The organism is Thiohalomonas denitrificans (assembly GCF_900102855.1).
Taxonomy (GTDB): domain Bacteria; phylum Pseudomonadota; class Gammaproteobacteria; order Thiohalomonadales; family Thiohalomonadaceae; genus Thiohalomonas; species Thiohalomonas denitrificans.
Genome location: NZ_FMWD01000005.1, coordinates 80019 through 100183, shown reverse-complemented (window position 1 = coordinate 100183; position 20165 = coordinate 80019). Strand labels below are relative to the sequence as shown.

Annotated in this window: 13 protein-coding genes; 5 read left to right on the top strand and 8 right to left on the bottom strand. The window is 62.4% G+C overall.

Annotated features, from left to right (window positions below; all coding sequences use genetic code 11):
- Positions 1–56: 56 nt before the first annotated feature.
- The 3 genes from BLP65_RS09025 to rapA form a co-directional block, all read right to left on the bottom strand.
- Entirely contained in the window at positions 57–479 is a 423-nt protein-coding gene (locus BLP65_RS09025) for a DUF4383 domain-containing protein (protein ID WP_092995718.1), read from the bottom strand.
- A gap of 135 nt (positions 480–614) precedes the next feature.
- Positions 615–3752 (bottom strand): bifunctional proline dehydrogenase/L-glutamate gamma-semialdehyde dehydrogenase PutA, encoded by a 3138-nt coding sequence (gene putA / locus BLP65_RS09020; protein ID WP_092995715.1) that lies wholly within the window; start codon positions 3750–3752, stop codon positions 615–617.
- Between the two features lie 106 nt (positions 3753–3858).
- On the bottom strand, positions 3859–6753 hold the full coding sequence (rapA, locus tag BLP65_RS09015; RefSeq protein WP_092995712.1) for an RNA polymerase-associated protein RapA: 2895 nt from the start codon (positions 6751–6753) through the stop codon (positions 3859–3861).
- A gap of 227 nt (positions 6754–6980) precedes the next feature.
- On the opposite strand from rapA, the gene BLP65_RS09010 reads away from it, so the two are divergent.
- The 3 genes from BLP65_RS09010 to BLP65_RS09000 all read left to right on the top strand — a co-directional run bounded on the left by BLP65_RS09010 (position 6981) and on the right by BLP65_RS09000 (position 10753).
- Positions 6981–8768 carry a sensor histidine kinase gene (locus BLP65_RS09010; RefSeq protein WP_175452505.1) on the top strand — a complete coding sequence of 596 codons (1788 nt, stop codon included), beginning with the start codon at positions 6981–6983 and terminating at the stop codon, positions 8766–8768.
- Positions 8769–8877: 109 nt separating this feature from the next.
- Positions 8878–10257: an ATP-dependent RNA helicase DbpA gene (gene dbpA / locus BLP65_RS09005; protein WP_092995706.1), complete on the top strand. Its 1380-nt coding sequence runs from the start codon at positions 8878–8880 to the stop codon at positions 10255–10257.
- A 127-nt stretch (positions 10258–10384) separates the two neighbouring features.
- Positions 10385–10753, top strand: a complete 369-nt coding sequence (locus BLP65_RS09000; RefSeq protein WP_217631953.1) for a hexameric tyrosine-coordinated heme protein — start codon at positions 10385–10387, stop codon at positions 10751–10753.
- On the opposite strand, the gene BLP65_RS08995 is transcribed toward BLP65_RS09000, so the two are convergent.
- Positions 10738–13110, bottom strand: coding sequence for a molybdopterin-containing oxidoreductase family protein (locus tag BLP65_RS08995; RefSeq protein ID WP_092995703.1), 2373 nt, complete (start codon positions 13108–13110; stop codon positions 10738–10740). The genes BLP65_RS09000 and BLP65_RS08995 overlap by 16 nt on opposite strands.
- 68 nt (positions 13111–13178) lie before the next feature.
- The gene (locus BLP65_RS08990; protein WP_092995700.1) at positions 13179–15089 is read right to left on the bottom strand and encodes a hypothetical protein; all 1911 of its coding nucleotides are present in this window, start codon (positions 15087–15089) and stop codon (positions 13179–13181) included.
- 437 nt (positions 15090–15526) lie between these two features.
- Here BLP65_RS08990 and BLP65_RS08985 point away from each other — a divergent pair, with 437 nt between their 5' ends.
- Positions 15527–16615 carry a GGDEF domain-containing protein gene (locus BLP65_RS08985; protein ID WP_175452504.1) on the top strand — a complete coding sequence of 363 codons (1089 nt, stop codon included), beginning with the start codon at positions 15527–15529 and terminating at the stop codon, positions 16613–16615.
- Between the two features lie 56 nt (positions 16616–16671).
- Here the strand turns inward: BLP65_RS08985 and BLP65_RS08980 are convergent, their stop codons facing one another.
- On the bottom strand, positions 16672–17418 hold the full coding sequence (locus BLP65_RS08980) for a helix-turn-helix domain-containing protein (protein WP_092995693.1): 747 nt from the start codon (positions 17416–17418) through the stop codon (positions 16672–16674).
- A gap of 154 nt (positions 17419–17572) precedes the next feature.
- Here BLP65_RS08980 and BLP65_RS08975 point away from each other — a divergent pair, with 154 nt between their 5' ends.
- Positions 17573–18244 (top strand): class I SAM-dependent methyltransferase, encoded by a 672-nt coding sequence (locus BLP65_RS08975; protein WP_217631952.1) that lies wholly within the window; start codon positions 17573–17575, stop codon positions 18242–18244.
- A gap of 141 nt (positions 18245–18385) precedes the next feature.
- On the opposite strand, the gene hflD is transcribed toward BLP65_RS08975, so the two are convergent.
- On the bottom strand, positions 18386–19003 hold the full coding sequence (gene hflD / locus BLP65_RS08970) for a high frequency lysogenization protein HflD (RefSeq protein WP_092995690.1): 618 nt from the start codon (positions 19001–19003) through the stop codon (positions 18386–18388).
- Positions 19004–19055: 52 nt separating this feature from the next.
- On the bottom strand, positions 19056–20165 hold the full coding sequence (gene mnmA, locus BLP65_RS08965) for a tRNA 2-thiouridine(34) synthase MnmA (RefSeq protein ID WP_092995687.1): 1110 nt from the start codon (positions 20163–20165) through the stop codon (positions 19056–19058).

Sequence of the window (20165 nt, the reverse complement as noted above, 5' to 3'; positions counted from 1 at the left end):
CGGGCGCGGGCTGGCTCTGAACCGACCGCATCCCCTTGCTCCCGCAGTGACGAGTCTCAACGGGGACCCATGCGTTCCGGATCCGGTGTCATGTAGCCGATGTAGGCTGCCAGCAGTGCAGTGATTGCATGCAACCAGATGACATGGCCGAAGAGCGGGACCAGACCGAAAAGTGTACTCAATGCGGGGAAAACCCCGATTATCGCCAGAATCCCGTAGATCCAGGCTAGGCCGCGCGCGTAGGTGCGCGCACCGGGAAAGGAGCGGTAGGCAACGACACCCCAGATCCCAAGCGCCAGATGCACCAGTGAGTGCAGCACATTGACGGGAAAGATCCCGAACAGGTAACCATAGAGATTGTCGACGGTAAGTTCCGGAGCGCCGGGTGGCGGAGGCTGCAGGGCTGCCGGAAAAAAGCCGATGATGCCGACCAGGAGGTAAACGAGGCCTGCGACTAGGGCGAAATATCGGGTTAGCACGATGGTCTCCTCCTTGAGAATCGCTTGACGTTCGAGGGTGCGGGACCCTCGGACAACAGTCTAGAGCACCGATCAGCTAACGGTGGGGCGGGGCGCAACTCATTAATATTGGGGATGCCATGAATACGTCGCGCCTTACTCCTCATCGCTGCCTGCCAGTAAACCGGTATTGCCGCCGACTGCGGCGGTGTTGGTGGCAATCGATTTTTCCTGCACCAGGGGACGCAGGTAATCCGGGCCGCCGGCCTTGGGGCCGGTGCCGGAGAGTCCCCGCCCACCGAACGGCTGCACCCCCACCGTCGCGCCGATGATGTCACGGTTGATGTAGACGTTGCCCGCACCGATGCGCTCCGCGACCCGCCGGACGGTGGCATCGACGCGGCTGTGGATCCCGAAGGTCAGGCCGTGGCCGCTGGCATTGATGGTGTCCAGCAGTGCTTCCAGATCGCCGCCGCGATAGCGCACCACGTGCAGTATCGGGCCGAAGACCTCCTCCCGCAGTACGCCCGCATCGTCCAGTTCGAATATGCAGGGTGCGACGTAGCAGCCTTTTGCGGCCGCTGGTGGGAGTGCCGCGCAAGCGACCAGGCGCTGCTGCTTCTCCATCCTCCGAATGTGTCGGTCCAGGGTATCCCGGGCGGCCTCGTCGATGACCGGCCCGATGTCCGTGTCCGGTTCGAGCGGATCGCCGATATGGAGCTCGGCCAGTGCGCCCGAGAGCAGGCCCAGTACCCGCTCGGCACACTCCTCCTGAAGACACAGCAGGCGCAGTGCCGAGCAGCGTTGACCGGCACTGTTGAAGGCGGAGCGCAGTACATCCACCACCACCTGCTCGGGTAGCGCTGAGCTATCCACCACCATGGCGTTGACCCCGCCGGTCTCGGCAATTAGCGGGAGCAGTGGCCCGTCGCGGGCGGCGAGGGTGCGCTGGATGTGCCGGGCGCTGGCGGTGGAGCCGGTGAACAGGACGCCCGCCAGGGCCGGGTGCGAGAGCAGGGTGGGGGCCACCGCAGCGCTGGGGCCGGGGAGGTAATGAAGCACGGCGGGGGGCACCCCGGCCTGGTGCAGCAGCCGGCAGATCTGCATGCCCACCAGCGGTGTCTGGTGGGCCGGTTTGGCCACCACCGCATTACCGGCAACGAGGGCGGCGGCGATTTGGCCGGTGAAGATCGCCACCGGGAAGTTCCACGGGCTGATGCAGGCGATCACACCCCGTCCTTCGTAGAGCAGACGATTCTCTTCGCCAGTGGGGCCGGGCAGGGTGCGGGGGGCGAGGTCGTGCTCCGCCAGCGTGGCGTAATAGCGCAGAAAGTCCACCGCCTCGCGTACGTCGGCCAGGGCGTCGGGGAGTGTGCGCCCGCCCTCACGTATACACAGGGCGATGAGAGTCGGATAGTTCGACTCCATCAGGTCCGCGGCACGGCGTAGCGCCTCGGAGCGTTCGGCCACCGGCGTGGCCGACCAGGCCCTGGCGCCGGACCTGGCACTCTCCATGGCGCGCCGCGCTATTTGCGCATCGGCCTCCCAAACCTGCCCTACCCGGCACTGGCGATCATGGGGACTGGTGACGGGGCGCACCCGGCCGCTGATCATCTCGCCGCCAATCATCGGCGCGGCGTTCCAGTCGTGCTGCAGTTGTCCATGGAGTGCCGCGTATAGGGCGGTCTGATCCCGGCAGTTGTCGAGGGCCAGGCCCCGGCTGTTGCGCCGCTCGGCGCCGTACAGTGCATCGGGCAGCGGGATGGCAGGGTTGGGGGAGGTGCCGCGGGTATGTATCCGCTGTGCCGGGTCGGCAGCCAGCCTTTCGACCGGGATATCGGGATCGGCGATGCGGTGCACGAACGAAGTGTTGGCACCGTTCTCCAGCAGCCGACGCACCAGGTAGGGCAGCAGTTCCTGGTGGCTGCCCACCGGTGCATAGACGCGGCACGCGGCCACGCCGTCGCGGACCAGGTCGTTGTAGAGCGCCTCGCCCATGCCGTGCAGGCGCTGGAACTCGAACGGACGCCCGTCGGCCAGATACAGGATCGCCGCCACGGTATGGGCGTTGTGGGTTGCGAACTGCGGGTAAAGCCGGTCGGAGGCAAACAGGTGCCGGGCGCAGGCCAGGTAGGCGACGTCGCTATGGGCCTTACGTGTGTAGACCGGGTAGCCGGGCAGGCCGAGCTGCTGGGCCTGTTTGATCTCATAATCCCAGTAGGCGCCCTTGACCAGCCGCACCGGGATCCGGTGCCGCAGCGTCCTGGCGAGGGTACTCAACCACTCCAGCACCGCGGGGGCGCGCTTCTGGTAGGCCTGCACCGCGAGACCCAGACTCTCGGAGCCCACCAGGCGGGGATCGGCCAGCGTCCGTTGGAATACTTCGAGCGAGAGCTCCAGCCGGTGCGCCTCCTCGGCATCGATGGTGAGCGGCACGCCGTGCTCGTGGGCAAGCGCGGCCAGCTCCGCCAGCACGCCGGCCAGTTCCGGTACCGTCCGGCAGCGCTGGGCGTATTCGTAGCGTGGATGCAAGGCGGAGAGCTTGATGGAGATGCCGGGCCGGGCAAGCAGTTCACCGCTCGTCGTGCCGCCCACCGCGACGATGGCATTGGCGTAGGCGTCGCGGTAATTGGCCGCGTCATCGCGCGTGAGTGCCGCCTCGCCGAGCATGTCGTAGGAATAGCGGTAGCGGGCGGCGTCGCCCTCGGCGGAGCGGTGCAGCGCCTCATCGATACTGCGCCCCATCACGAACTGGCGTGCCAGCAGGTGCATGGCCCCGTTCAGCGCACCACGTAACATCGGCTCGCTGCTGCGCGCCAGCATTCGGGAAAGGACCCGACCCGGGCTGGGTTCCCCCCCATCCCGACTCAGCGCAACCAGGCGTCCGGTGAGCAGCAGGCCCCACGTGGAGGCATTGACCAGGGGTGAGGGGCTCCGACCGATGTGGGCGTCCCAGTGGGCGGGAACCAGCTTGTCACGGATCAGCCGGTCGGCTGTCGCCGGATCGGGGATACGCAGCAGCCCCTCGGCGAGGCACATCAGCAGCACCCCCTCTTCACTGTCGAGCCCGTATTCGCCCAGGAAAGCATCCAGCGGGAGCTGAGGTCGGCGACTCTTACGGACTGTCCGGACCAGTGCCGCCGCCCGCGCTTCGATCCGCTGACTGACCTCCGGGGAAAAGGAGGCGGCATCGAGGAGCTGTTCGATGCAGCGGGCCTCATCCGCCAGATGGCTCTCACCAAACGCAGGCGGCAGGGGACATTGGGGGCTTAGGTTGTCGATGGTGGCGGGCATGGGTGCTATCGGCCTGGGCCTATGTATAGCGTAGCGGAACCGAGTACTCGCATCCGGGCACAGGCAGTCGCACCGAGCCCTTTGCCTGGCCCGATGCGTACCCCTCTCAGGTAGCCACGATCACCCGCTGCGCATCGAGGCGCAGAACCGCCGATGCGATGGCCTTTTCCGCCGCTTCCCGCTGGCGCTCCAGATAATGCAACTCCTCTTCACGCACATTCGGGTTGACCTGTCGCAGGGCGTGCATGCGGTCGATTTCCCGATCCAGAATCTGGTGAATGCGATGCCCGGCCTGCTCCAGGAGCTCAGGGATGCGTCGGCGTGCCGCCGTTTCACTGTGCCGGAGCAGGTCCCGCAGCGGTTGCCGATAGGCATTCACGATCTCCCGGGCGGTTTCGCTCTCCACCGCAGTGCTATTGGTGTTCAGCGATGACTCCGATAGTTCGGAGGCGTGGTCGACTCTCTGGGGGTCGACCACGACCCGTATCCTGGAGGGGGGCAAATAACGGCCGGATTGCACCGCCCGACTGGATGCGCTCTCCAGCAGGTAGATGCCTTCCAGCAGCAGGGTGCCCGGCGTGATCTTGGGGTGTTTTACAGCGGTGATTGCGGTATTGCCGCGTTCGCTGCTCAGCACCATCTCCATGCCCCGCAGGACCAGCGGGTGTTCCCAGGTGAAGAACTCCATGTCTTCGTTGGCGAGAGCCGTGGCGCGATGACAGGTGAAGGTAAGGCCGTCTTCCGGCAGACCGGGGAATGGCTCCTGCATCTGTGCACCGGGCCGGATGATAAAGGCATTTTCGCTGTGCTCCTCCAGCTCGACACCGAAGGCGTCGAACAGCTCCTCCAGGTAGTTCAGCAGTTCGGCCTCGCTGGCGGCGGCGTCGGTGCGTGCCCGTCGGGTCAGCGCCTCGGCCCGTTGCGGTCGGCACGAGCTGTATTCGAGCAGGCGGTCACGACCGCGGTGCAGGGTGTCCAGCAGGCGCTCGTTCAGTTGCCGCGTGGCGGCGATGAGGGCAGGGAGGCTTTCGGTGTCGGCATCGACATTGTGCAGTGCCTCCTGCAGCGCGGGTTCGACCTGAACGAATACGCTGTGTCCGGTGGGGCAGGTATGCTCGAAGGCGCCGAGCCCCTCGTGGTACCAGTGGAAAAGGACCGACTGGGGGGTCTCCTCGAGGTAGGGGACATGAATGTGGATGGTCTCGCTCTGGCCGATGCGATCCAGCCGGCCAATGCGCTGCTCCAGCAGGTCGGGATTGAGCGGCAGGTCGAACAGGACCAGATGGTGTGCAAACTGGAGGTTGCGTCCTTCCGAGCCGATCTCGGAGCAGATCAGTATCGGACTGCCATACTCCCGGTCGGCGAAGAAGGCGGCGGAGCGGTCCCGCTCCAGAAGGCTCATGCCTTCATGGAACAGGGCCGCCTGGATGCCGGCGGTAATCCGCAGCGCCTCAGCCAAGTCGCCGGCGGTTTCCATTGTGGCGGTGATGACGACCACCTTTTCCGACCGCAGCTGCTTGAGGGTGGCAATGAGCCATTGGACCCGCGGATCGATGCGGGTCCAGGGGGTTGCAGCCCCTTCACTCTGATACAGCCGCTCCGGGCAGAGCAGCAACGGCGTTTCGCGGGAGCCCGTGGTCTGAACGGCTGAGAAGGTCTCGGCATAGGCTTCGGGCAGCGGTAACGGGATGGCGTGGAGCTGCCTTGCGGGAAAGCCTTTGACCGCAGCGCGGGTATTACGAAACAGCACCCGCCCGGTGCCGTGGCGGTCCAGCAGGTGCTCGACCAGTTCCTCGCGTGCGCTGCCTGAAGTCCCGATATCGCCGGACGTTAGTGCGTCGAGTAGAGGTTGATTGTCGCCTTCATTGACCGTGCCGCGCAGGGTGGCCTCGGCCACTTCGCTCAAGGGGGTGCCCGCCAGCAGTTCACCGACTGCCGCGGCAATCGGCTCGTAGTCCTGTTCCTCGGCAACAAAGCGGTCGAAGTCCGGGAAGCGATCGGGGTCGAGTAGGCGCAGGCGGGCGAAGTGGCCCTCCTTTCCCAGTTGCTCGGGGGTAGCGGTGAGCAGCAGTGCACCGGTGGTGCGTTTTGCGAGTTGCTCGATGCAGCGGTATTCGCGGCTGACGGCATTTGGGGACCACTGCAGGTGGTGGGCCTCGTCAACCACCAACAGGTCCCAGTCGGCCTCCAGCGCCTGCTCGAAACGGGTCGGCTGTTCGGCCAGAAAAGAGAGGTCACACAGAACGAGCTGTTCGGTCTGAAACGGATTGACGCCGTTTTCGCTCTCCTCCGCGGCACGGCAGCGGCCTTCATCGAACAGACTGAAACGCAGATTGAACCGGCGCCGCATCTCCACCAGCCACTGATGCTGGAGGTTCTCCGGCACCACAATCAGCACGCGTCGGGCGCGTTCGCTGAGTAGCTGGTAGTGCAGGATCAGTCCCGCCTCTATGGTCTTGCCGAGCCCCACCTCGTCCGCCAGCAGCACCCGCGGTGCGTAGCGGTCGGCTATCTCATGGGCGATGTAGAGCTGGTGGGGGATAAGGCTGGTGCGAGCGCCGGTGAGTCCGTGGAGATCGGAGGAGGCCAGTTCGGCGGCCTTGTCGCGCGTGCGCTGGCGCAGGACAAACCACCTGTCCGGGTCGATCTGGCCGGTAAAGAGCCGGTCGGCCGGGCGGTTCAACTGCATCAGGTTATCGAGCTCTCCCTCCGGCAACTCGGCTTCGTCGCCGTTTTCGCGCCGGCCGCGATAGGTGAGCAGCCCGTCGCGCTCGATCACCGAGTGCACCTCCAGCGACCAGCCTTCGTGACTCTGTACCCGGTCGCCGGGAGCAAACGCCGCACGGCTCAGCGGAGCCGTTTGCCGGGCATAGGTGCGGACCTCCTCGGTGGCGAGGAAGAGGAGCGTGACCGTGCGCGGCTCGACCGAAAGCACAGTGCCGAGCCCCATCTGCAGTTCGGTATCGCTGATCCAGCGCTGGCCGGGAGTAAAATGATGCATCGCCGGGTCTCAGTGAAAAGGGCCCATATGGTAGAGGAATTTGGATGCACGGTCGCAGGGTTGTGCTGTCGGTGGTCCCGTTTATTTGGGCTGAATTCCGTTCCGTGGCGTGCCATTATACGCGCTCAACGCCTGATTTATAGAATGGTTCCAGACATGAAATGAGTACTGTGCAGCATCCCGAGGAGCTTCCGACCGGTGTCAAAGGCGCGGGTGGAGGCAGAGTTTTGTCTCTGAAGCTTGGTTTCATCTTTCTTCTCCTGATCTCCGCGAATGTAGCGAGTCTCTCGCTGTACCAGTTCTTTCGACCGGGTAGCCTTGCGCTCGCGGCACAGGCGATCGACCAGCAGGGTAAGTTGCGACACCTGGCCGAGGCCATCGCCCATGAGGCCGTGCACCCGTCAGTATCGAAGGACTTCGTGGAGGAGAATATCGTCCGATATGAGCAAGGATTGAGGAGCCTCGAGGAGCAGCCGGTTGACTGGCATCTCGGACTCATCATGGAACCGGATTCGGAAATCGGCAAAAGCCTGGCTGCGCTCCGGGAGCAGTGGGAGCAGTACCGCAGTGCTGCCGAGACGCTCACCGGCCTCGAAGTGGAAAACGCGAGGCGCATGCAGGCAGAGGCCTATGTAGATACTCACACGGCATCTCTGGTGAGGGCGGCCGATCGTGCAGTCAAGGCGCGGGTGGCCGGGGCTGAGCGATACGGCTCTTTTCTCGATATCGTGTTTTATTCCCTGACTACCGGACAGTTCCTGTTATTACTGCTGGTGTTCTTGTATATGCGCCGGGGGGTAACCCGACCTATTCTGGCCATGGCGCAGATGATTCGCCGTTTCGCCGCCGGCGATCACGCCGCCCGTGTGGCCTTTTCCTCGAACGATGAAATCGGCTACCTGGCTATCAGCCTCAACCGTACGGTGGAGGAGCTGGCGCGTCTGCTGGACGAGCAGGCGCAGATGACGGCGATGTTCGAGAGCAGTCATGAGGCCATCACCATTACCGACACTACCCCGCGGATCATCCGGGTCAATCCCGCTTTTACTCGTATCACCGGTTATGCCCCGGAGGATGTTGTGGGACAGAATCCGCGGGTGCTCCAGTCAGGTCGTTATCCGCTGGCGTTTTACCGCCACATGTGGCGACAAATCGAGGATGCCGGCCATTGGCAGGGAGAGATCTGGAACCGGCGCCGCAGCGGTGAAGTGTATCCCCAATGGCTATCGATCAGTGCGGTACGAGGACGGATGGGCCTGGTGACCCATTATGTAGGTATTTTTTCGGATATCAGTGAATTCAAACGCACCGAAGCGATGCTGCGCAACCATGCCAATGAGTTGCAGCGTACCAATGCCGAATTGGAGGAGTTCGCCTATGCGGCTTCCCACGACTTGAAGGCTCCTCTGCGCGCGGTGGCGAACCTTGCCTACTGCCTGGAGGAGGATGCGGGTGATAGCCTGGATGCCGAGAACCGTGACCGGCTGCAGCTACTGCGCTCACGGGTCATGCAGATGGATGGACTCATCAATGGGCTGCTGGGCTACGCCCGCCTGGGTCGGGAAACAGAATCGGTAGAGGCTGTAGCGCTGGCCCCTCTACTCGCCCGTATACGCGGCAGTCTCGATGTGCCTCCGGGTTTCCGGATCGAAATCCATGAGCCGCTGCCGTCCTTCACCGCTTTGCCGGTTCACCTCGAACAGATCTTTCGGAACCTTCTGGTCAATGCACTTCAGCACCATGACCGGGACGCAGCCCGCATTGACATCCGTGCCCGATCCGACAGGAAATGGTGGTACGTCGACATCATGGACGATGGTCCCGGTATCCCCGTCAGTGCCCGTGAATCGGTGTTCAAGATTTTCAATACGCTGGCCACCGGTTCCGAGGCGAGTAGTGGTATCGGGCTTGCCCTGGTGCGTAAACTGGTGCGCCGATACGGCGGCGAGGTCGAACTCCTGGAAAACATCCCGCGTGGGTCTGTATTCCGGATACGCTGGCCGGTGGCGGGATAAACAGCCAGGCCCTTCTGAGGACATTGCTCGCCGACGGCCGGTCGCGTCTGCTGTTATCATACCGCTCCCCGGGCGCCGTGTCGGTTCCCCAGAATGCCAAGAGCATCATGTGAATACTAATTTCTTCTGCCTCCAGCTGGATCCTGCCGTTCTCGGCAATCTCGACTCGCTGGGCTATCAGCAAATGACCCCGATCCAGGCCGAGGGGCTTCCCCATGTACTGGCCGGCAGCGATCTCATTGCCAGGGCGAAGACCGGTAGCGGCAAGACGGTCGCCTTCGGCCTCGGCCTGTTGAACAGGCTTGACCGGCAGCGCTTTGCGGTGCAGGCGCTGGTGCTCTGTCCTACCCGTGAGCTGGCCGATCAGGTGGCCAGGGAACTGCGCCGACTTGCGCGCGCCAGTGCCAATACCAAGATTGTGACACTGTGCGGTGGCACCCCTTTGGGGCCGCAGGTCGGTTCGCTGGAGCATGGCGCCCATGTCGTAGTGGGCACGCCGGGGCGGGTCCTCAAGCATCTGCAAAAGGGCACCCTGACACTGGAGAGCGTCAGGACGGTGGTGCTCGATGAGGCGGACCGCATGCTCGACATGGGATTTTACGACGATATGGAGGTCATCCTTTCTGCCACACCGTCACAGCGCCAGACACTGTTCTTCTCGGCGACCTATCCGGCGATCATCCGGGAGCTGAGCCGCGCCTTTCAGCGCGTTCCGGTGGAGGTGAGTGTCGAGTCGCAGCACAGTGAACTGAAGATCAGGCAGCGCTTCTACGAAGTCGACAAGGGCAAGCGCACCAAGACCCTTGCTGCGTTGCTGGCGGAACACCGACCGGTCTCGACGGTCGTCTTCTGCCACACGCGCCAGCAGTGTCAGGAGGTGACCGAAGAACTCCGGCAGCGGGGGATTCAGGCGCTGGCGCTGCACGGCGACCTGGACCAGAAGGAGCGCGATCTGGTGCTGGTGCGTTTTTCGAACAAGAGTGTGCCGGTGCTGGTGGCCACCGATGTGGCCGCGCGCGGTCTCGATATCAAGGGCCTCGAGGCGGTGATCAACTACGAGCTGCCCCGGGATCCGGAGATCTATGTCCATCGCATCGGCCGCACCGGACGGGCCGGTAGCAAGGGGGTGGCACTGAGCCTGTTCATTCCCTCCGAGGCCTACCGCGTCAATGCTATCGAGGAGTATCAAAACAGCAAAGCGCAGTTGGGGCAGGTGCGGGGACTCGATCTGCCCGAAGGCTTCACCCTGCCTTCACCCATGGTCACCCTCTGCATCGACGGTGGGCGCAAGCAGAAGGTGCGTCCCGGCGATATTCTCGGTGCGCTTACCGCAGACAATGCGGTGCCTGCAGACAAGGTGGGCAAGATGGACATCTTCGATCACGTGGCCTACGTGGCCATTGAACGCAGCATTCGCAAGAAGGCCCTGCGGCTCCTCTCGGATGGAAAGATCAAGGGGCGGCGCTTCAAGGTGCGGGCACTGCATTGAGCTGGTGAGCATTCTATCCGCGTTCCATAGTTGATTGGGTTCAGGCCCCGAATCAGCTGCTCTGCTAGCTTAGAGGTAGTAGGTAGTAAGCCCGATTGGAACACCAGCACAAGGAGGAAGACGACCGATGGACAGGTCTTTAATGCGTTACCGCTCGAGATCGGCAGGGGTGCGGCTGATTCTGGTCCCGTTACTGGCGATGGCACTCACCTTCGGCATGGCGGCCACGGTTCAGGCCCAGGAAGAGAACCAGGAAGATACCAAGGCAGATGAGGGGGGCCTGATGACCCTGGTCACAGCAACCCCTGAAGAGGGGTTTGCGCTGGCGGTGAAGCTGTCACAGAAGGCCGTCGGGACCACGCAGACCGACGCCAATGTCCGCCAGGTATTGCGCGGTGCCTATGCGCATGACCCGGATAGTCTGATTGCAGTCTCGCAGGTTGTGGCGATCAATTTCCAGACCATCTCGGCGGCGAATAACTACTGGCGTGAGTGAGCTTCCTGCTCGGGAGCCAGGGGTAGCACTTCGCAGGACTGGGTGCGCAGCCCGTTGGAACCGCTGATCGGGTCAAAACGTTCGCCGGAGATCAGGGCGTTGTAGCTGCTGTTGTTCACCCCGCCGAGGGCGTGTCCGGGCAGTCCGAGTTCCGGGCACGCCTCCCACCAGCCATACTGGGCGCAAACGGTGTCGGGGCGGATGCCGCTGTCGAGCTGGGCCTTGGCCTGCATGCGGCCCACGGGGGTTTGAAGGAGCACCCACTGCCCGTCGAAGATGCTGCGCGCTGCCGCGGTATCCGGATGTAGCTGTACGAGCGGGTCCGGCAGGCGACGGCGCAAGGAGGGCAGTCCGCGATACTGGCTGTGGCAGAACTGGGGCCACTTGGCCGTGGTTAGCGCAAGCGGATAGCCGGCGTCCCGCTGTTCGGTAGCGCTGAATTGTGGCAGCGGGGCATGGCCGGCGTCCAGCAGTCGCTCGGAGTAGATTTCGATTCGGCCGCTCGGCGTCTCGAAGCCCTTTTGCCGGTATTTACGGTAGTGGGTGGACCCGGCGGCCGGCACCCCCTGCGGGTGAGCACGAAGTGTTTCGGCACCTACACCGCCCGGTACGAGCACGTGTCGCAATCCCGCCTCCCTGTCTCCCCCGAAGAACCGATCCGAGAGTCCCAGCCGCTCGGCCAGATCGAAAACGATGTCACTGTCGCTGCGTGATTCACCCCTTGGCGGAACCACTGCCGGGCGCAGTTGCAGCAGCGCCTCACCCTGTTCGCCGAGCTGAAAGCCCGCCGCCAGTCCGGAACGCTCCCAGGGTGAGGCCGCCGGCAGGAGGAAGTCTGCAAACAGTGCAGTGGGGTTCTCGAACAGGTCGACATGTACGAACAGGTCGAGCTCCTTCAGCATCGCCTCGAGCCCGGGGGTGGCCGGCTTGGTGAGGCGGAAGTTGGCTCCGAAGTTGATCAGTCCGCGCACCGGATAGGGGGCACCTGCGAGCACCGCCCGTGCCAAGTCATGGGTGGTGATCCAGCCTTTTGCGGGAGGACCGAGTGGCCGTTCGGCACGGCCGAGACTCTTCCGTGCCTGGGCCGGGCTTAACAGTTCGTGGCCGGAGATGTCATTCAGGGCCGGCCGCGGAAAGCGCACATTGCCACCGGGGGCGTCGAGCGACCCGGTCAGGGCATAGAGCAGGCCGATGGCGCGTCCGATTTGGGTGGCTTCGAGTTGTTGGCAGACGCCGGTCCAGTGGTAGTAGGCGAGCGGTCGGGCCTCAAATAGAAGGCGGGCGGTGTTCTCCAGTTGCTCAGGCAGTACGCCGGTCTCTTCGGCCACGCGATCGGGTGTATAGGCGCGGCACTCCTGCGCATAGCGATCGAAGGCCGGCCTGCAGGTGAGGGGGCCGGTCGGTGTCTGCAGGGTATATGCGCCGAACAGGGCCGGGCGCCTTGCGGGTTCGTTGAAGGCGGGGGTGGCCGGGTCGTAGAACAGGGGACGTTGCAGCTCTTCATCCCAGACGACCCGCCGATCATGGTTATTGCTGTGTTGATCCGCTTTGCCGTACAGATCCGCTTCGGTCAGCATCTGCCCGTCGGGCCGCACCAGAAACGGACCATTGCTCCAGTTGCGAATGAAGTCGCGATCGAACCAGCCCCGTTCCATCATCAGACCGGCGAGACCAAGGGCGAGAACCCCGTCCGTACCCGGACGCGGTTGCAGGTGGCTATCCGCCCGGCCGGCGAGTCCGGCCCGCCGGGGGTCCACGACGACCAGACGTGCTCCGCGCCGCTTTGCCTGGAGAATGGCATCGGCGTAAGCGGGCCAGGTGACGGCCGGGTTGAAGCCCCAGAGCAGAATGCAGCCGGCGTTCTCGAAATCCGGAACGCCGATCCCGGAGCCGAAGGTCTCGGCGGGCGCCTGATCCTTGTGCCAGTTGCAGTTTTCGGTCGCGAACATCACGTTCGGTGAACCGAAGGCGTGGGCGAGGCGGTGGATCCAGCCGAAGGCGTCGGCAATCGAGGTCCCGCTCGGGGTGGTGACGCCGAATGCCACCCCTTCGCTGCCGTGACTCGCCTGGATGGCCTGCATCCGTTCGGCGATCTCACTCAGTGCCTCGTCCCAACTGACCGGCTGCCAGCCGGGATCGGAGGCCCCCTTGGGACGGGTCCGGCGCAAAGGGTGCAACAGCCGGCCGGGGCTGTAGACCAGCTCCGGGGCCGCGCGCCCCTTGATGCACAAGTGCCGACCGGTCGGGTGGTCCGGGTTGGGCTCGACGGCTGTCAGTCGCCCGTCGGTAACGGTAGAGATGCAGCCACAGCGCGATATGCAGAGTGGACAGTATCCATAGACCTGTTCGGTAGCCATTGGTCTCGCCTTGCGTATTGCGGTCGGCTCAGCCTATGGGCGACGACATCCACCGTTGTCGGTGAGCATCACACCAGTTGCAGCCCCAGGATCCCTTCCATCTTCTCGGCGGTTTCGGACTTGCCGGTACGGCTGTCGCCCACCAGGGCCACGGTGATACTGACCTCGTCGGTTGCGCCGAGGCGCTCCCGCTTGGCGCGGGCGAGTTCCTTGATGGTATCAATGAGGTCTTCGGCCAGACGCACGGGTCCCTGCTGCTCTACATCGTCACGGTCGCGGTAGCCACAGCGGGTGATATCTTCATCGCTGTTGTTCTTGTAGACGCCGGCCATGAGCTGGCTATATGCCACACCGATGCGCATCTCCCCGTGGGAGATCGCCACGTTGAGGTCGGCGATGAAGGCCTGCTCGTTCTCCTGGAATTTGTCGTGCAGCTCGGGATGCAAAACAGTGCCGTCATCGTCGACCAGAAGCGGAAAGGGGTTGGCCCAGTAGCTGCTTTCCTTGTCGCCGCGGTGGGTGCCGGTGCTTCCGGAGGCGACCCGTTCGCCGAGGCGGAAGTGCTGGATGGCTTCCTCGGTATCCATCGTGGCGTGAAGCGTGGAGGCACCCTGTTCGATGAGCGTGAAATTGTTTACGTAGAGCAGCATGTCGAGTACGTCGCCACGGCCGATCTCCGCCTCATCGGTAACCGGTACGATCTGGCGTGCGTTGGAGCCGGTGTCCTTGTTGTAGCCCACTTCACGTCCGGCCATTTGCAGCTTGGCCTGTTCCGAAAAGCCGTCCAGGCAGGCGAAGGCGCCGGTTTCGGTGCCATAGAAGATGGGCCGGGTGCGGTTGTCGGGACCGCGTTCAAGGCGTACCCGGCCCATGTCGTCGGCCTTGATCAGCATATCCGCGATATAGGGTTCATCGTGCTCATCGAAGCGCACCACATAACGGGTACAGCCGCAGTGCAGCGGCATCTCGCCGGCGCGGATCGCAAGAACGTTGTGCAGCGTCAGAATCGGTTTTTTGCAATACCCGAAGTATTTCAGTTCGTCGCGGTTGGGCACCATGCCCACCAGCACCTGGTGGCGCTCATCCCACCAGTAGCCCAGGTCGTGGTCGGCAGCGTTCGGGTCACCGAAAATGAAAATGCCGTCAGGGCGGCGATGGTTTTCGATGTCTTCGATCGGCGCAAACGGAAAGATATTGAGTAGCCCCGGCTCCATCTCGATGCAGCCGCGCGACTTGTGGATGTAGGCAACGATGAGCCATGCACCCACCTGCAGCGGCACGGCGACCCAGTGGCTGGGGACAAAATTGGCTTCATCCAGCGGGTTGTGCTTGAGCTCGTAAAAGGGCTTTGCCCGTCGGTTGGACGGTGTGGCGTAATCGACACCGGTGCGGATATCGGCGGCAATGGTGAGCGGCACGTGGGCGAGGGCGACATAGCCCGCCGGGAGATTGAAGTAGTGACCCGAGATCTCCCCGGCGGTGACATTGGGGGCGGCATCGGTGCCCGGCGTGCGGCGCACGCCACGCTCCAGGCCGACCCGCAGCAACAGGCGGCGACGGGACTCGTTGATGAGGTCCGAGAGGTGTAGCGCCTTGTCGGTCACCTTGTCCTTGACGGTCTCCGGGGTTTCGGTGCCGGTGGAGACCACATCGTTCTGTAACCGCACCAGCCGTGAGTAGGCGGTGCCGCGGAAGTGGTGGAATGCGCCGTCGAGAAAGCGCACCAGCGAACGCGCCCGTTCTTCCGAGAGCGGGTCCGGGAAACGCTCCGTACCCAGGATGTCGAGAAAGTCACGCGGCTGGATGTCCTTGATCGCGGCGATCTTCTGCTGCGCCTCGGGTTGCTGGCGATCCCTGCGCTGGCGCAAATCGTCTATGAACTCCTGCTTGTAGATCTTCAGGTAGCGGGCGAAGGCGAGGCTTTTCAGCAACTGTTCAGGCGTACTGCAGCCGTCACGGATTTCCAGGATCTCTTCCATAGGTGCATTCTTGATTGATGGGCGGAGAGGTGCGGGTTTTCAGATGATTTTTTGAAAGTGTGAACTTCCGACGGTCCGGCAGAATACACGAGCCAAGGAAAAAAACCCATTGATTTGGGTCAATGCGCAAGTAATTTTGAAATCATCGAATCGTCACGTGGTATCTTCATTGATGTCTTTTAGAAATACTCAAGAAGTAGGTTGATTGTTACGCGCGCGACTGCGGAGGGGATGTGGGGGGCTTTTTTTCACGAATGACATTGGCACGGCGGTTCGCCATAGGGATGGGTGCGATATTCCTGCCTATTGTCCTGGTTGTGGTGGTTGCCGTTGGAATCATCCGTCCGACCGTGATCGGTACAGTGGATGAAATATTACAGAATGGGCCGCCACTACGGGAATCGATCGTAGATCTTGAAAGGAGCGTACTGCGGGCGGTGTTTTCTTTAAATGAGCAGTACACGACCGGCACCGCCACGTTCCAGCGTACCCTTGCAATATCTCGCAATCGGGTGGATGAGAAATTTGCACACCTGATCTCCCGGATAGATGGGTATAGCGACGAACAGGAGCTCCTGCTGGCAGCACAGAAAGCCTGGCAGGAGGCTTGGTCTCAGGGAACGGTGCTTCTCGGAAGCAGTCTGTCGGAACGGCAGGGGGAGAGCGGCGCAGCGCTTGTAAACGTCAATGACCAGTTTCTGCGAGCCGTCAGCCTCCTGGAGGCACTGGAAGACTCGTACTCACGGATAACCTATAACCGCCTGCTCCAGGCCGGCAAACTTGGGGAAATGGCCCCGATGTTTCTACTGGGGGCTATCACCCTCGCCCTGCTGATGACTGCGTTGACGGGATTTGCATTCGCACGTTCCATCCTCTTGCCGATTTCCGCTCTGCATCAAGGTGCGCAAAGAATCGGGAAGGGGGACCTGACGAGCCACGTCACGATTGATTCCGACGATGAGTTGGGACAGCTCGCAGATGCCTTCAACACCATGGCACACGAGCTGAAAAAGGCTCAGAAGGAGCTTCTCGATCAGTCGATGCGGGACGAGCTGACCGAGGTGAAAAACTACCGGGGTTTTCTGCATTGCCTGAACGAGGAATTGAACCGCTGGTCTCGCTACGGAGATCCTTTTGCCCTGATACTGCTGGACCTCGATCATTTCAAGACGGTCAATGACACCTACGGTCATCCGGCGGGGGATGAAGCCTTACGCAAGGTGGCCGAGACCATTCGGTTGTCGTTGCGGCAGAGCGACTGTGTGGCCCGTTACGGGGGTGAGGAGTTCGCAATTATCGTATCCCGGACAGACGCCACCGGGGCACTCGCGTTAGCGGAACGGATACGAAATGACATCGCGGCCGTTTCGGTGGAAACAGCTGGCGCAACCTTCGGTATTTCAGCAAGTATCGGTCTCTCCAGCGTATCGGAGGCGTGCTGTACCGAACAGCAAATCGTCAGCGCCGCGGACCGTGCCCTTTATGAAGCCAAGCGGATGGGACGCAATCGAGTCTGCCAGACCTGAACGAAGCCGCCCTGCAGGGATTCAGTGCGGCTTGATGGTGATCCCGGTTTCAGCTTTCAGCCTCTTGAGGCTGTTTTTGCCGGAGGGTTGAATCCGGCCAGTGTCCGCAGGGCGTCGAAATCGAGAATGCGGGCGTTTCGGCCCCGCAAATCGGCGATGCCGCGCTGGTTGAACTGGGTCAGAAGCCGGCTGATTGTCTCCACCGCCAGGCCGAGATAACTGGCGATGTCCTCGCGTCGCATCGGCAAGCGGAATTCGGCTGCCGGTTTGCGGCTGGCATCGAGTCGGTTGGCGACACTATAGAGGAATGCAGCCAGTCGCCGCTCGGAGTTTTGCGCCCTGAGCAGAGTACATATCTGCTGGTCGTGGCGCATTCGCCGGCTCATCGCCTGGATCAGTTGCTCCTGAAACTGGACCAGACGCGGGCCCAGTCGGTGCAGGTGGGCGAAATCGAGTTCGCAGACACTGCTATCTTCGAGGGCCTTGACGGTATACAGGTACTGGCCGCCATTGATGGTTTCGAGACCAATCAGTTCACCCAGAAAATGAAAGCCGATTACGCGATCGCTCTGCCCGACACTGTTTGTCGTCCTGAATGCTCCCGATTTCACCGCGAAGACGCCGCGAAAGGGCGTGCCGGGGATCAGAAGCGTCTCGCCCTTGGCTACGGGGCACTGCCGTGACACCACGTCATCCAGCAGCGAATCGTCGATAGACCCGAGGCCAGCAACCTGGCAGATGCCGAAAAGTTCGCAGTCGCGACATTCAACTTCGGGCTTTCGGCGGCAAACTGTCCGGGCCATATGCTTTACCTTTCCTCCAGGGGACGTCTTGAAATAGTGTCACCATTGGTTGTGGAGCATACCCGTTCCAAGAGTTCCACCGGGCAAAATCACGCAGAGAATTTGATCACTCTTTCTGATTGCCCCATGATACCCGTTCCCTTGGTATTCGAACATGTCGATGGAAGCCAGCAGTATGTACCCCGAGGGGGCCTCGGGGCATTCGGTTTATACCCGTTTTACCCTTGCTGTGTACGACTGGTACATGCTCGGGGTATCCAACCGCTTCGTCTGGAAGTGCCCGACAGAGAGGCTGGTGGCCCACTTTGACCGGCATGTGACGGATAACCATCTGGATGTGGGTGTCGGTACCGGCTATTTTCTGGACGTCTGCCGCTTTCCATCCGACACACCGCGCATCGGACTGCTCGATCTCAACCCTTGTAGCCTCGCCCGTACCTCTCAGCGCATCGCCCGCTACAAGCCCGAGGTTTTTTGGCGCAACGCCCTCGAACCCATCGAGCTGAACGGAGATCGCTATGATTCCATCAGCCTGAATTATGTTCTCCACTGTCTTCCGGGGACGATGCAGGAGAAAGCGGTGGTGTTCGATCACCTGCGGAAGCACCTCAATCCGGGCGGTACCCTGTTTGGTTCGACCCTCCTGCACACGGGTGTTACGCGTACTCCGGTGGCCCGACGTCTGATGAATCTCTATAACCGCAAGCGCATCTTCAGCAATCGCGATGATGATCTGGAGCAGTTGAAGGCAATCCTTGAGGAGCGGTTTCCACACAGCGGCATCGAAATCGTCGGATGTGCGGCCCTGTTCTGGGCCCGGGCGTAGGAGGCCGCCCCGGCGGGAGGTCCGTGACACCAATCGCCGCGAGGGCGCGCCTTCTACCCGGGGATTGGCTCCGCTGCTCTCGGTAGGAGGGCCGCTCCCGGCCGCGATACTCCGTGGTGCCAATCGCAGCAGGACTATCGCCTATCCGAGCAGTCGCTGCGCCTCATCGAGAAACGCCTTGCGACGGAACAGCAGTTGAAGGCGGCCACCACCGCTCTGCTTCCAGAGCACGGCTGAACGGATAGCCGAGAGCAGCAGGGCGCGCACTCGGTTGGCATTGGCGCTCTGGTTCAGATGTCCATGTTCACCGGCCACCATGATTCGCGGCGTGAGGATACTGACGCTGTTCACGTAGGTATCGGCCAGACTCGCGACGACGTTCTCGTGAGTGAGGGAGAAGTGCTCTGCCTGTCGTCGGGCGCGATCAATCCCTTTGCCGATATTGTCGAGGTTTCGCGGTTTCTTGCTGAGTTTCCGTTCGAGGTGAAGAATCCCGATGGCGTAGCGGGTCAATTCCAGGTTTCTCGGCGTATCTCCGGAACCGAGTTGAGACTGCAGGCATTCCAGCCCGGTTTGTAGCTGGCGGCTGCTGCCGTATACATCCTCGGCACTTTTTGGCGTGGTCGCGAACAGGCTACGGATGGAGGTCTCGAATGCAGCCGGATCAGCGGATCCGCGCCGGGCCACCTGATCGACCAGGTAGACCGCCTGAAAGATGCCGGCGAGCGCCAGGGTTTTGTCGGTAACGCTTTTGTTCATGAAAGTTCCGCGGACGAGTCCGATAGGAAGATAAGGGTGGCGAGGGCCCGACTCAATCCCGGGGTCTGGATTCGGTGAACGCTGTCTCGATCACTGCGCCGCCCAGGCAGATTTCGCCCGCATAGAATACCACCGACTGACCGGGGGTTACCGCCCGCTGGGGGACATCGAAGCTGGCGCGGACGCTATTCCCGGAATGGCTCTCCACCATACAGGACTGATCGGACTGCCGGTAGCGGACTCTGGCAGAGCAGGGCAGCGGCATGACTGGCGTCTCGCCGCTGATCCAGTGGACCGGTCCGGTGATCAGTGCGCTGCTGAGCAGCCGCGGGTGATTATGTCCCTGGGCGACCACAAGGATGTTGTTCTCCAGGTCCTTGTCGACGACGAACCAGGGCGCCTCCGGATAGCCGGGCACGCCGCCGATGCCGAGTCCCTGCCGCTGTCCCAGCGTATAGTACATGAGCCCCTCGTGGCGTCCGATCGTCTCCCCCTCGGGGGTCCGCATGTCGCCGGGCTGGGCGGGCAGGTAACGCTTCAGAAAGGTGCGAAAATCACGCTCCCCGATGAAACAGATACCGGTGCTGTCGCGTTTGGCGAAGGTAACCAGTCCGGCTGCTTGCGCGATCTTCCGTACCTCGCCCTTGTCGAGTTCACCCAGCGGAAAGAGCGCCCGCGAGAGCTGGTACTGATTAAGGCCGTGCAGGAAATAGCTCTGGTCTTTGTCCGCATCCAGTCCCTTGAGAAGCTGGAAACTTCCGTTTCGCTCGCGTACCCGCGCATAGTGTCCAGTGGCGATGGCATCGGCACCCAGATCGATGGCGTGTTCGAGGAACGCCTTGAATTTGATCTCGGTATTGCAGAGGACGTCGGGATTGGGCGTTCGCCCGGCGCGGAATTCGTCGAGGAAATGGGTGAAAACGCGGTCCCAGTACTCGGCAGAAAAATTGATGGCGTGCAAGCGAATACCGAGGGCATCGGCCACCGCCTGGGCATCGGCGAGGTCTTCTGCCGCTGTACAGTGATCGGAGGTGTCGTCCTCCTCCCAGTTTTTCATGAACAGGCCCTCCACCCGGTAGCCCTGTTTCTGGAGAAGAAGTGCGGCAACAGAGGAGTCTACCCCGCCGGAGAGGCCGACGATGACGTGTTTGGGATGGGGCAT

What these genes read in the sequence shown, in the direction of transcription:
- putA (WP_092995715.1), bottom strand. Translation starts at nt 3,752, where the DNA reads ATGCCCGCCACCATCGACAACCTAAGCCCCCAATGTCCCCTGCCGCCT.
- rapA (WP_092995712.1), bottom strand. Translation starts at nt 6,753, where the DNA reads ATGCATCATTTTACTCCCGGCCAGCGCTGGATCAGCGATACCGAACTG.
- BLP65_RS09000 (WP_217631953.1), top strand. Translation starts at nt 10,385, where the DNA reads ATGGACAGGTCTTTAATGCGTTACCGCTCGAGATCGGCAGGGGTGCGG.
- BLP65_RS08995 (WP_092995703.1), bottom strand. Translation starts at nt 13,110, where the DNA reads ATGGCTACCGAACAGGTCTATGGATACTGTCCACTCTGCATATCGCGC.
- BLP65_RS08990 (WP_092995700.1), bottom strand. Translation starts at nt 15,089, where the DNA reads ATGGAAGAGATCCTGGAAATCCGTGACGGCTGCAGTACGCCTGAACAG.
- BLP65_RS08980 (WP_092995693.1), bottom strand. Translation starts at nt 17,418, where the DNA reads ATGGCCCGGACAGTTTGCCGCCGAAAGCCCGAAGTTGAATGTCGCGAC.
- BLP65_RS08975 (WP_217631952.1), top strand. Translation starts at nt 17,573, where the DNA reads ATGTCGATGGAAGCCAGCAGTATGTACCCCGAGGGGGCCTCGGGGCAT.
- hflD (WP_092995690.1), bottom strand. Translation starts at nt 19,003, where the DNA reads ATGAACAAAAGCGTTACCGACAAAACCCTGGCGCTCGCCGGCATCTTT.
- mnmA (WP_092995687.1), bottom strand. Translation starts at nt 20,165, where the DNA reads ATGCCCCATCCCAAACACGTCATCGTCGGCCTCTCCGGCGGGGTAGAC.